The sequence below is a fragment of the Algibacter agarivorans genome (assembly GCF_039543245.1).
Lineage (GTDB): Bacteria > Bacteroidota > Bacteroidia > Flavobacteriales > Flavobacteriaceae > Algibacter_G > Algibacter_G agarivorans.
Window position 1 is genome coordinate 162,704 of sequence record NZ_BAABJJ010000044.1, and the last position, 13,830, is coordinate 176,533.

The window sequence follows — 13,830 nt, forward strand, 5'->3', positions numbered from 1 at the left end:
AATGTATATTCAGTTCCAAAAAAAATACTTATATCTCGTTCTATTTATCCTTATTGGAAATTTAGGTTTTTCTCAATTAAGTAAAACACATTATATCCCACCTTTAACTGCTGCGGAATTTGGTAATGCTAATCCAGAAGATCAATACCTATACATTTCCACGCCGAGTAATTCAATGGTGCCTTACACAATAATTCCAGTAGGACAAACGGTTGCAAATTACATAACTGGTACTGTATCTAACACAACGCCTCAAACTCAGTCTATTGGTACAGGGGCAACACAATTATTTGTTAATTCTAATACTACAAGCACTGTATTTAACAATAAAGGGTACATTATTGAGGCTGAAGCTCCTATTTACGTTTCAGTTAGAATGAATGCAGGTGGTGGTGCCCAAGCAGGTGCTTTAGTTAGCAAAGGACTTTCTGCCTTAGATACATCTTTTAGAATTGGAACGTTTACAAGTGAAAACCCTCAAAGCAACTATTTAAGCTTTGTATCCGTTATGGCTACTGAAGATGATACACAAGTAACTTTTGATAATTTACCTTCAGGATTTAACATAAAAAATTTTTCTGGTACAACACCAATAATCATTACTCTTAATGAAGGTGAAAGTTATATTGTTGCAGCAAATATTTTAGACAACGGGCCATCAGTTAATAACTTAATGGACGGTTTAATAGGGAGCTCTGTAACATCTACCAAACCTATTGTTGTTAATTGTGGTTCTGCCAATGGTAGTTTTGGCAACGGTGGGGCAAGAGATTATGGTATTGATCAAATTGTAGGTAGTTCAAAAATAGGCAATGAGTATATTTTTGTAAGAGGTAACGGAAATGATGATTGGGAAAACATTTTAGTAATTCCCTCTAGTTATCCTGCTAACGTATTTGTAAATGGTAGTTTAACTCCTATTACAATTACAGCAACTGACAAGTATAGAGTTTTTGAGGGCGACAATTATAATGCCAATGGAAATATGTATATTGAAACAAGTGTTGACGCATTTGTATACCAAGGTATTGGTTCGTCATCTGAAGCCAATCAAGGTATGTTTTTCGTACCTCCCTTGAGCTGTGAAACCAGAGGGAATATAGATAATATTCCTATTATTGATTTTATTGGAGCAACAGATTACTCACAAGAAAGTGGCGTTTCAATTGTAACAAAACAAGGCGCAATAATTACTATTAATAATACAGCGTTAGCATCCTTGCCTTCTAACGTAAATGTAACTGGTCCAACTTTAGTTAACGGTAAAAGCGACTATGTAACCTATAGAGTAACAGGATTAACAGGAAACGTTTCTGTTCAAGGAGATGATGAGCTTTACGTGGCCTATTTTAATGTTAATGGTTCAGCGACCTCAGGAAGTTTTTATTCTGGCTTTCCTTCTGCGCCAGAAATTAATTTTGATGCCCAATTTGCAACCTTAGGGAATTGTATTCCAAATGTAACACTAGAAGCTGCAAATGCTCAAAATTTTGATACTTATGAATGGTCTTATGATGATGGGTCAGGGTTTCAATCTTTAGCAACAAACATCCCTTCTATAACCCCTACAATTCCCGCAAGATATAAGTTAATTGGCACTATAACTTGTACGGGAGAAACCTTGGAATCTGTTGAAATACCAGTAAGCCTATGCCCTGATGACATTGATAATGATGGTATCATTGACAATATAGATATAGACAATGATAATGATGGTATACTAAATTGTACTGAATCCAGAGGTGATGTTACCTTAGATATTTCAAATGAAACCAATCCTATTTTAGTATTCCAGGATAATTCTACAAACAGCCTAATTGCAAGTGGTGCATATACAGAGTCAAGTAGCTCAGGTAATTCTAATAGTTTAACTGGCGACAACTTAGGAAATTTTACAAGTACCGTTGGTAATGCTGCTTCTGCCGAAGGTAATTACACTGTTAATTTTACAGAACCTGTTAATGTTAAACTTACAGAACATCCATCTATAACTAATACCGCTGTAAACGGTGATGTATTTATTGTTAGAATTGCTCCTGCAAATAAAAACATTACACTAGTTGACCCTGACAATAGACTATTAATAGACTCCAATTTTGATGGTTTATTTGAAACAGGAGTTACTCAAATGTCAGGTTCAGAAATTCAATTTAGAATTAACCCTTCCCCAAATGGAAATACTCCTTTTCAATTTTTAGCCAACTCTGTCGAAGGGTTCTCCTTTGTACATACGCTCCAAAATATTACTGAATCATCAACATTTTCTGCTAACTTATCGCTTACATGCTTCAAACAGGACAACGATACTGATGGCACAAAAGACGAACTTGATTTTGATAGCGATAATGATGGAATCCCAGATTTTATTGAAAATCAAGGGGTATTAACAATACTATCAAATATAGATACCGATCTAAACGGACTAGATGATGTTTATGATATTACAGTAAGCCCTATTGATTCAGATAACGATGGTGTTTTAGATTTTTACGATTTAGATAGCGATAATGATGGCATTTATGATTTAATTGAAACTGGACAATTAGGTACATTATCAGACATCGATTTAGACGGTATAGAAGATGGTCCAACTTACGGTATGAATGGGTGGGCAGATGCTGCTGAAACTTCTCCAGATAGTAATATAATTGGATATACTCTGAATGACTTAGATAATGATACTATTTTTACTTATTTAGATGCTGATAGTGATGGTGACGGTTGTAGCGATGTTATTGAGGCAGGTTTCTCTGACGCTAATGGCGATGATTTTTTAGGCGATAATATTGTAACTACTAATACTTTAGGGCTAGTTACAAATGCAACTGATGGTTACTCCCTACCAAATAGTGATTATTTAGATTTTGCTCCTCTAACCATTGCTACTCAACCCATAGATACAGAAGTTTGTGAGTCTTCAACTGGAACAATTGCTGTAATATCACCTGATGCCGAAACCTATCAATGGGAGGTCAGTACAGATGGCATTAATTGGAATATGATTGTTGATGACGCTACCTATAATGGTTCGCAAACAACAAATCTAAATATAACGAGTATCCCTTTATCATTCAACACGTATCAGTACAGAGTCAAAATAGATAGAATTGGCAATACTTGTGGATTATATTCTGATGAAATTGATTTAACTGTCAACCCTTTACCTATTGTTACCTCACCTGTTATTTTAATACAATGTGATGATAATGACCTAACCACACTTGGGTACAGTCCTTTTAATTTAACAGAGGTAAACAGTGAAATTTCAACAAATTCAGTCAACGAAACCTTTACCTATTTTTTAACCCAGCCAGCTGCAATTTCAGGAGATGTTGCAAGTCCCGATTATATTAGTGACCCTACAATATTTGAAAACAGAACCATTAGCTCGGACGCTATTTGGGCAAGAATAGAATCGCAATTTGGTTGTGCATCCACTTCACAAATTCAATTAAATGTGTCAACCACAGTGGTCCCTCCAACATTTGTAGTCACTTTTAACCAATGTGATGATTTTTTAGATATTGATGGTAATGATACTGTAAATAATAATGATGATAGAGATGGTATAGCAACATTTGATTTTAGCAGCGTAACGGCTACCATTTTAGGTTTTATTCCATCAGGACAAAACCCTTTACCGCCTCGCTATTACAGAAATGAAGCTGATGCTTTAGCAGAAATAAACGAAATAACAAACACGTCCAATTACAGAAATATTGGCTATCCAAATTCTCAATTTATTTATATAAGAGTAGATAGCGCTATAGCAAACGACTGTTTAGGTCTAGGAGCCCATATATTATTAAACGTTGAAGCTTTACCTATAGCTCATACAATAAATATTGGAAGACAATGTGATGATGATGCCGATGGCGAATTTCCTTTTGACACATCTAATTTAGAAACAGATATTCTTAGCGGTCAAAATTCAGCAGATGTTAACATTTCTTATTTTGACTCTAACGGCAATACATTATTATATGCTGATGGCACACCTGTTACAAGTCCTATACAGCCTTCATTCCTAACAGCAAATCAAACCATTACCATTCGTGTTACCAATAATGCAAGTGCCGCGCCAGATGGGCCTTGTTATGATGAAACTACGTTAGAATTTATTGTAGATGAACAACCCATAACAAATCCAGTACCGGCGCAAATAGTATGCGATGGCGATTCAGGAGATATTACTGATGACGGGTTTTATCCTTTTGATACTTCAATATTTACCGAAACCATTTTAAGCACACAAACTAACATGGAAATCTATTATGATTATATAGATGAAAATGGAAATCTCATTACAGATAGTACAACCCTACCAAATCCACTTATTTCTGGAAACCAAACGATTACTGTTGAAGTTATAAACCCTATAAATACAACTTGTACAGCAAATACGAACATTCAACTTACTGTAAATCCTTTACCTGAATTTATTTTAGATGAAGAAATTCTTGTTTGTAACGCCCCTTTTGTTCCATTTGATTTAGTACCAATTCAAACAAATCCTTCCGAAGCATTTGACTATCAATGGACTTTTGAGGACGGAACTATTCTAGGGAATAATCTTATATTAGAAAACATATCTCAACCAGGGAAATACACTATAGCACTTACCAACCCTACAAGCCTATGTGTTAAATCACTTTCAGTAAATATTAGAGCAGCAGACGTCGCAAATATTACTTTAGACGATATCAAAATAGTTGATCTTTCAGAAAACAATACAGTAACTATTTTAAATCCATCTGGTCTGGGTAATAGCACTTACATGTTCTCTCTTGTTTCAGATTCAGGGGACCTTACGTTTCCTTATCAAGAAAACCCTGTTTTTAATAATGTAAGAGCAGGTTTTTACACACTATTTGTCCAAGACAATGAAGCTACTTGTGATGCAGTAGAACTAAACATTTCTGTTATAGGTCACCCAAAATTCTTTACACCAAATGGAGATGGATACAATGATTTTTGGCAAATTAAAGGTATAAGTACGACTAATCAAGTAAATAGCACTGTTTCAATTTATGACCGTTATGGCAAACTTCTTAAACAAATAAGACCTTCAGAACAGGGCTGGAATGGCACTTTTAATGGAGCTGTAATGCCAACAGACGATTATTGGTTTAAAGTATTTCTTGAAGATGGTAGAGCATTTTCAGGGCATTTTACTTTAAAACGATAAGACCTAACTATTTACTATTTAAACTTATTATCAAATAAAATAATCCATTTTACCTTATAAAGTCTGTAAAAGTTACACCTAACAATAACTAAGTTTTCTTTTAAAGGGTACTTTTATACGATGAAATAAAATAATAAAAAATGTTAATCTATTCATTTCAACATTTTATCGTAAAACCTTAATATACCTATAATTGGGTATAGTAAAACTCTTTTTAAATCTATACATTTACATTAGCTATTAACCAATTAGTTAATGTTAATCACATTGGCTAAAACCAAAAACCAAAACCTAGCATGAAGTACTTTTTTTCGCTAGCATTTTTATTGTGTTTTATATTTTCGAATAAAACACATTCTCAGCAAATCACAACAGATAGTTCAATTTCCTTAGAACAACTTATTTTAAATAATTTAGCTGAAGGTTGTGTGGAAATAACCAATATTCAATCTACCGTAAATGGAAGTACCAGTAGCTTAGAAAGCTATGGGTATTTTGAAAAAGCATCTTCTAACTTTCCTTTTGAAAATGGAATCGTGCTTTCTACAGGCAGTGTAAATTCTGCTGGAAACAGTACAAATACAAATATTTTAGCAGAAGGTAATGATAATTGGGGCACAGACACCGATTTAGAAACAGCTTTAGGCATTAGCAATACATTAAACGCTACCTCAATCGAGTTTGACTTTGTTTCTTTCTCTAACCAAGTTCAATTTAATTATCTTTTAGCTTCAGAAGAGTATTACCAAACAAACCCTTGTAATTATTCTGATGGATTTGCTTTTTTGATAAAAGAAGCTGGCACTGCAAATCCATACCAAAACATCGCCTTAATACCGGGAACAAATACACCCGTTAATACAACAACTATTCATGAAAACATTATTGACTTTTGTGCAGCGCAAAATGAAAGTTATTTTGAAGGTTTCAATATTGGAGATACCAATTTTAATGGAAGGACAACGGTTTTTACTGCAAATGCAACAATTACTCCCAATGTAAAGTACCATATAAAATTAGTTATTGCAGATCAAACAGATTATAAATTCGATTCTGCAGTTTTTATTGAAGGAAACAGTTTTAATGCCTCGGTAGATTTAGGTCCAGATGTATCAACTTGTGCCAATACTGTAGAATTGAATGCCAATATTAATAATAATTTAGCCACTTACTCATGGTTTTTAAACGACACCTTAATTCCAGGTGAAAATAACGCCAATTATACGGCAGCAACATCCGGAACTTACAAAGTTGAAATAACACTACAAGTAAATAATACCTCTTGTCTTATTGATAATGACATTGAAGTTATCCTAAATGGCGAACAAATTTCCGGTAACATTACAGATTTTATTCTTTGTGACACGGCTGGCAATGATGGTATAGAAAGTTTTGATTTGAATTCAAAATATTACGAAATTCTTTATTCAGTGCCTTCTGGAAACTATAATATCTCATATCACCCCTCTGACGATGATGCAAAAAACAATAATAACCCAATTACATCCGCATATTCAAATACCAGTAACCCTCAAACTATTCATGTAAGAATTGAAGATACCAATAACGGTTGCTTAGCGTATCCAACATTCAATTTAATAGTAAATGAAGTGCCCGTAATTAATAATCCAGACCCTATTGTTGTTTGTGATGACCAAGACGATGAAGGCAATGATGGATTTAGGGTAATAGATTTAACCCAAGCTAATTATGGCATTACAGGAGGAGACACCTCATTACAAGTTACCTATCACTATTCGCAACAAGATGCAGATAAAGGTTATTACCAAATATACCCACCATACACAAATACAAATCCAACAGACACTTTATTTGTTAGGGTTTACAGCTCTTTTACGGGCTGCTATTCCACCACAACTATTGATGTTACTGTACAACCAAACCCAGATATTAATTTAAAAGACAGGCATTACATTAATGCTTGTGAAATGAATTCTGATGGTTTTTCAGACTTTGATTTAACCTCCGTTTTAACTAGTGTTTTAAATGGCGTAACCAATGCAACAACCACGTTTCACCTCAACGAAACTGATGCTCAAAACGGTACAAATGAAATAGGTAACGCAACCAATTACCAAAACATAGACCCTTATTTTCAACTCATATACATTCGAGTTGTTGATGACACAACTGGATGTTTCTCAATTACAACCGTAGAATTACAAACCAATTTAGTCGAATTTGGCATTGATTTTAATCAATATATTATTTGCGACGATTTTTCCAATGATGGTATTGAAGGTTTTGATTTGGCTAGTATTGAAGAAGATATAATATCAGAATATGGCAATTTAAACGTGGTTTTCTATAGAAGTCAAGATGATCTAGATAACCAAACCAACCCGATAAACGAAAACGCACCGTTTACAGTGACCTCAAGTCCAACAATACTTTACACAACAGTTGTTGACGATTTGTGTAAAGTAAACCTATTGGTAGATTTAGTGATTAATCCTGCTTTAGAATTACCAGATGTTAGTAGTTTGGATTATTGCGATACGGATACTGATGGCTATACTTCCATTGTATTGAGCACTTTTGATAGAGAATTAACTGCAGGGATATCGCCAGTGAGCATAAGTTATTATTACAATGAAATAGATGCCCAAAACGACGAGAACAGATTACCTCCCACAATTTACAATTCAGCAAATCCACAAAAATTACTTATCAGGGTTTTTAATCCAGATATTGGGTGTGTTGCAATAAAACCTATTGAAATTAATATTATAACCGCACCGGTAGTTAACTACCCCGACAATATTATTATTTGCGATGATGATCAAGATGCCTACTCCGTAGTTGATTTAACCCATGTTGTCCCTGATGTTGTTTCAAACACTTCAAACTTAGAAATTAGCTATTTTGATAATTATTGGGCTGCCTATAATGATGAAAACGCAATCTCAGATCCTGAAAATTTTAATGCAACAAATCAATACATATATTTTAGAGTTAAGAGCACCACAACCTCATGTTTTAATATCTCTTACATTTATATAAACGTAAATACCTTACCCATATTCACAAGTATTAGCACCTTTGAAAACTGTGAATCTGGCTTTAGCGATATTGCAGATTTTTATTTCTATGTTAAAGATGCTGAAATTTTAAATAACCAATACGGCAAACAAGTCCTCTATTTTGAAACCGAACAAGATGCCATAGATCGCACCAATGAGATTGATAAATACAACATATACAACAACACCTCGAACCCACAAACAATTTATGTAAGGGTCGAAAGTATTACAGATCCTGATTGTTATAACACTTCTTCTTTTGGTGTGGAGGTAGGCTCTATTCCTTTATTTAACGAACCTGATGATATTAAAGTTTGTGATGATATTTCTAATGACGCTGTTGAAATATTCGACCTTACATCAACCATTGAGGATATAAAAGATGGCATAAGTGACAATCTAACCGTTACCCTTCACACGAGCCGTTATGATGCTGAAAATGGTTATTCTGAAATCGACCCAAACTTCACAAACTATTATAATCCACAAACTATTTTCGCTCGAATTACCAATGGCACCTATTGTCATGGGATAGCAGATTTTACGCTTAGTATCGTACAAGTACCTATAACAACCGAACCAGAACCACTTATAATATGTGATGTAGATTATGATGGTTTTGTAACCTTCGATTTAAAACAATCCGAAGTACAAATTTTAGGGCTCAGGCAAGATAATTTAGTGATATCATATCATACTTCGCAAGATGGTGTTGATAATGATACAGATATTATTACCGATCCTGAAAACTTCAATAATACCAGTAACCCAGAAACGGTATTTATAAAAATAAATAACACCATCTCAAATTGTTCGGTTAGTTTACCTTTAGAACTAGCGGTAGACTTACCTCCTGCTATTGTAAAATTCGAAACCTATGAAATTTGCGATAACCCTGCTAGTTATTTCAACTTAAATGAAATTAATTCTGAAATTGTAGAAAATAATGCTGATGCTATAATTACATATTATTTAACTGCTACAGATGCCGAAATTGGTAACACACCAATTAGTACCGATTACACCTATACCAGTGCGAACGACACCATTTATATTCGAGTAGAATCAGCAATTAGAGGTTGCCATTATGTCTATCCGTTTCAACTTGTTGTTAACCCTTTGCCGGTTGCCAACCAACCTTTAGATATGGAATCTTGTGATGATGTTAGCGCAGATGGTTTCGAGGTCTTCGACCTATCAACACAAAACAATAGCATTTTAGGAGGACAAAATCCAAGTGCATTTACCATCACATATCATGATAATGATGCCTCTGCCAACAATAACGATTCGCCTTTAACAGATAATTACAATGCCGCTAATGGTCAAATTATCTACATCCGTATAGAAAATAATGTTACGGGATGTTATAGTACGACCCAGTTTAATACGATTGTACATTTATATCCCAATGAAGTTACGCCTCTTGTTCAATGTGATGTGGATTATGACGAAACAGTAGTTTTCGATATATCTACAAATGAAGGCAACTTATTCACAACACCTTCAAGCAATATCATCGTGTCTTATTTTGATGATTTAACGTTAATTGATGATGATGCTTCAGCCATTTCGGACCCAGTTAATTACACAAACTTATCAAATCCTCAGACCATTTATATCAAAGTTTATAATGTTTCAGCAGATTGTTACAACGTTATTAATCAGGAACTAATCATAACCTCTCCGCCAGCGATCAACACATTTAATACCTATGAAATTTGTGATAACCCAACACGCTATTTTGACTTAAACACCATTAATTCAGTAATAGTAGCTAATGACCCCGATGCCTTAATTTCTTATTATTTGAATGATACAGATGCCGAAGCCAACATGGCTCCAATAAGTACCGATTACACCTACGCAACTACAAACGATACCATTTATATAAGAATAGAATCAGACAACAGAGGTTGCCATTACGTTTATCCGTTTCAGCTTATTATAAATCCATTACCAATTGCTAATAAACCTAATGATATTGAATCTTGTGATGACGATTATGATAATATTTATGGGTTTAACTTAGCTGCCTTACAAGACAATCACATTTTAGGCAGCCAAAATGCTTCCGACTATACTATAAATTATTATTTAAGTGAAAACGATGCTAATTTGAATACCAATGCTTTAAGCCCTATCCACAATGTAGATACAGAACGTGTAATACACGCCAGAATTGAAAACAAAAAAACAGGTTGTTTTAGCACAACAAACTTCTCGGCTTTTGTTAGAAGAAAACCAATAAACAATATTGAAGACCAAGTGATATGTTTAGAAAATTTCCCGCTTCGAGTATCTGGAGAAACAGGATATTTTACCGATTCGTACTTATGGATGCCTTACGGCGAAACTAACGCAACTATCGATATTTCTGTAATAGGTGAGTATAATTTAACCATTACATCACGTTATGGTTGTATTACAACAAAAACCTTTAACGTAATAGAATCCGAACAAGCCACCATAGAATTTGAAGAAACCGTAGATTTTTCAGACCCAAATAACATTACCATTACGGTTAGCGGTATTGGCGATTATTTATATCAATTGGATGATGGCGAGCCACAACGTTCCAATTTTTTTACCTATGTTCCTATTGGTGAACGCACAATAACTGTTATAGATGTTAATGGTTGTCTTTCTGTATCTAAAAAAGTAATGATTTTTGATATTCCTAAATTTGTAACACCAAACAATGATGGATACTTTGATACTTGGCACATTACTGGAGTCAATCAATTAACAGGAACCATTATCTACATCTACAACCGCTATGGAAAACTAATGAAAACCCTAACTCACACCTCTTACGGCTGGGATGGCAACTATAATGGAAAAAATATGCCTGCTGATGATTATTGGTATAATGCCAATATTTTTTATAAAGGTGATCAATTTGAATTAAAAGGGCATTTTACTTTAAAGCGATAAATACTAAATTTTCAATTCTAAAATTCCAAATTCCAACTACTTTAAGTAATTTAGACACTTTAACTAGTTTAGGTATTTAAAGGAACATGCAGTTTAAAATTGAATCAGAATTTAAGCCCACAGGGGATCAGCCACAAGCCATAAAACAACTTGTTAGCGGTATTAATTCTAATGAAAAATATCAAACCCTACTTGGTGTTACAGGCTCTGGAAAAACATTTACAGTAGCCAATGTTATTGAAGAGGTGCAACGCCCTACACTGGTTTTAGCACACAATAAAACCTTAGCAGCCCAATTATATTCTGAATTTAAACAGTTTTTTCCTAATAATGCAGTTGAGTATTTTGTATCCTATTACGATTATTATCAGCCAGAAGCTTACATTCCTGTTTCTGGTGTTTACATAGAGAAAGATTTATCAATAAATGAGGAAATAGAGAAAATGCGTTTAAGCGCAACATCTTCACTACTCTCTGGGCGCAGAGATGTATTAGTAGTAGCTTCCGTGTCTTGTATATATGGTATTGGAAATCCAGTAGAATTTCAAAAAAATGTAATTTTGCTAAAACGAGATCAGGTTATTTCTCGAACTAAATTATTACATCAATTGGTGCAAAGTCTGTACTCAAGGACTGAAGCAGATTTTAAACATGGTAATTTCAGAATAAAAGGTGATACGGTCGATATTTTTCCGAGTTATGCAGATGATGCCTTTAGAATTCATTTTTTTGGTGATGAAATTGAAGATATTGAAGCCTTTAATATCCAGACCAATAAAGTTACAGAAAAGTACGATCAGCTAACTATTTATCCGGCAAACATGTTTGTAACATCTCCAGATGTACTGCAAAATGCTATCAAAGACATTCAGGATGATTTAGTAAAACAACATGATTATTTTAAAGAAATCGGTAAACACTTAGAAGCAAAACGCCTGAAAGAGCGTACTGAATTTGACCTAGAAATGATACGTGAATTAGGCTATTGTTCTGGCATAGAAAATTATTCTCGTTATTTAGACCAAAGACTTCCAGGCACGAGGCCTTTCTGTTTATTGGATTATTTTCCAGATGATTATTTAATGGTTGTAGATGAAAGCCATGTTACCATTTCACAAGTTCATGCTATGTATGGCGGTGACCGGAGCAGAAAAGAAAACTTGGTTGATTATGGTTTCAGGCTACCAGCGGCTATGGATAACAGACCTTTGAAGTTTGAAGAATTTGAAGCCATTCAAAATCAGGTTATTTATGTAAGTGCCACGCCAGCTGATTATGAATTACAAAAAACAGGCGGTGTTTATGTGGAGCAAGTTATACGTCCAACGGGACTGTTGGATCCTATAATAGAGGTGCGTCCTAGTTTAAATCAAATTGATGATTTAATTGAAGAAATCCAACAACGCATTGAAAAAGACGAACGTACATTGGTTACCACACTAACAAAACGTATGGCTGAAGAACTCACTAAATATTTAGATAGAATTCAAATTCGTTGCCGGTATATTCATAGCGATGTGGACACTTTAGAGCGTGTTGAAATCATGCAAGATTTGCGTAAAGGTTTGTTTGATGTTTTGGTTGGCGTAAACTTACTACGAGAAGGTTTAGATTTACCAGAAGTATCCTTAGTTGCCATTCTAGATGCCGATAAAGAAGGTTTTTTACGTTCTGCGCGTTCATTAACACAAACGGTAGGTCGAGCAGCAAGACACTTAAATGGTAAAGCTATTATGTATGCTGATAAGATTACAAAAAGCATGCAAAAAACCATTGATGAAACTGAATACAGACGCCAAAAACAAATAACATACAATACTGAAAACAATATTACCCCTAAGGCATTAAATAAAAGTTTAGATAATGCGCTTTCAAAAAACTCGGTGAGTACCTATAGTTATGAATTAGAAGCTGTAAAAGCAGCTGAACCAGAAAATGAATACTTAAGTAAGCCTGAGCTTGAAAAGAAAATTCGTGAAAAACGCAAACTTATGGAAGAAGCTGCTAAAGCCTTAGATTTTATTGTAGCAGCAAAATTACGTGACGATATAAAAAAGTACCAAAATAAATTAGAAAAGCTAAAAGTTTAACCTTTTAGCTTTTCTGTAACTTACTCTAGGTAAATCGTAATCAACACTTATTTTTTTGACTTTAATTGTACTGCGTTTTAAAAATATCTATTAAAACATCTGGCGGTACTATTTTATTTGGAAAACTTTCCATTAAATACAGTACTTTAGTTATAGATTCATGGCTCAAGCCCATTCTAAGACCAAAATTATATAGTTTTATAACGCCTGCGGAATTGTTTTCTTCTCCGTATTCTTGCTCAATATTCATTAACAAAACCAATCTATGAAACTGAACGATACGCTCACTATGAGATTTTAAATGCGTGTAAGTAACAGGGTGCTCTATTAAATACTCAAAATCTTCACGTGAGATATCAAGCTGTTTTGCTACTCCAAGCAAAAAATTATACTCTATGTTTTTTATGTCCTTATCGTATTTTGCAAAGGCAATCATTTCTGATAAAAGACTTAATTTCTCTACTCTATTAACCATATTCTGAGGGATTAATTTAACTTCATTATAAAGTTACACAGAACAGCCCTTTAATAATCGTGTATATGGTGTATCTTATCGAAAAATAGGACGCCG

At 34.1% G+C, this 13,830-nt stretch carries 4 protein-coding genes; 3 read left to right on the forward strand and 1 reads right to left on the reverse strand.

The genetic code is table 11. The features are described 5' to 3' along the window. Window position 1 precedes the first annotated feature (1 nt). The 3 genes from ABD935_RS15655 to uvrB all read left to right on the forward strand — a co-directional run bounded on the left by ABD935_RS15655 (window position 2) and on the right by uvrB (window position 13,259). Complete coding sequence (locus ABD935_RS15655; RefSeq protein ID WP_345193667.1) at window positions 2-5,188, forward strand: T9SS type B sorting domain-containing protein; 5,187 nt, start codon at window positions 2-4, stop codon at window positions 5,186-5,188. Window positions 5,189-5,484: 296 nt separating this feature from the next. Next, a complete protein-coding gene (locus ABD935_RS15660; RefSeq protein WP_345193669.1) occupies window positions 5,485-11,169 on the forward strand; it encodes a choice-of-anchor L domain-containing protein in 5,685 nt (1,894 codons plus the stop codon). Window positions 11,170-11,255: 86 nt separating this feature from the next. Further along, window positions 11,256-13,259, forward strand: coding sequence for an excinuclease ABC subunit UvrB (gene uvrB, locus ABD935_RS15665; protein ID WP_345193671.1), 2,004 nt, complete (start codon window positions 11,256-11,258; stop codon window positions 13,257-13,259). 61 nt (window positions 13,260-13,320) lie between these two features. Here uvrB and ABD935_RS15670 read toward each other — a convergent pair whose 3' ends face one another. After that, window positions 13,321-13,734, reverse strand: a complete 414-nt coding sequence (locus tag ABD935_RS15670) for a TerB family tellurite resistance protein (RefSeq protein WP_345193672.1) — start codon at window positions 13,732-13,734, stop codon at window positions 13,321-13,323. Window positions 13,735-13,830 lie beyond the last annotated feature (96 nt).

Bases quoted from the DNA above. Each gene is read 5' to 3' on its own strand.
- ABD935_RS15670 (WP_345193672.1), bottom strand. From the start codon at position 13,734: ATGGTTAATAGAGTAGAGAAATTAAGTCTTTTATCAGAAATGATTGCC.
- ABD935_RS15655 (WP_345193667.1), top strand. From the start codon at position 2: ATGTATATTCAGTTCCAAAAAAAATACTTATATCTCGTTCTATTTATC.
- ABD935_RS15660 (WP_345193669.1), top strand. From the start codon at position 5,485: ATGAAGTACTTTTTTTCGCTAGCATTTTTATTGTGTTTTATATTTTCG.
- uvrB (WP_345193671.1), top strand. From the start codon at position 11,256: ATGCAGTTTAAAATTGAATCAGAATTTAAGCCCACAGGGGATCAGCCA.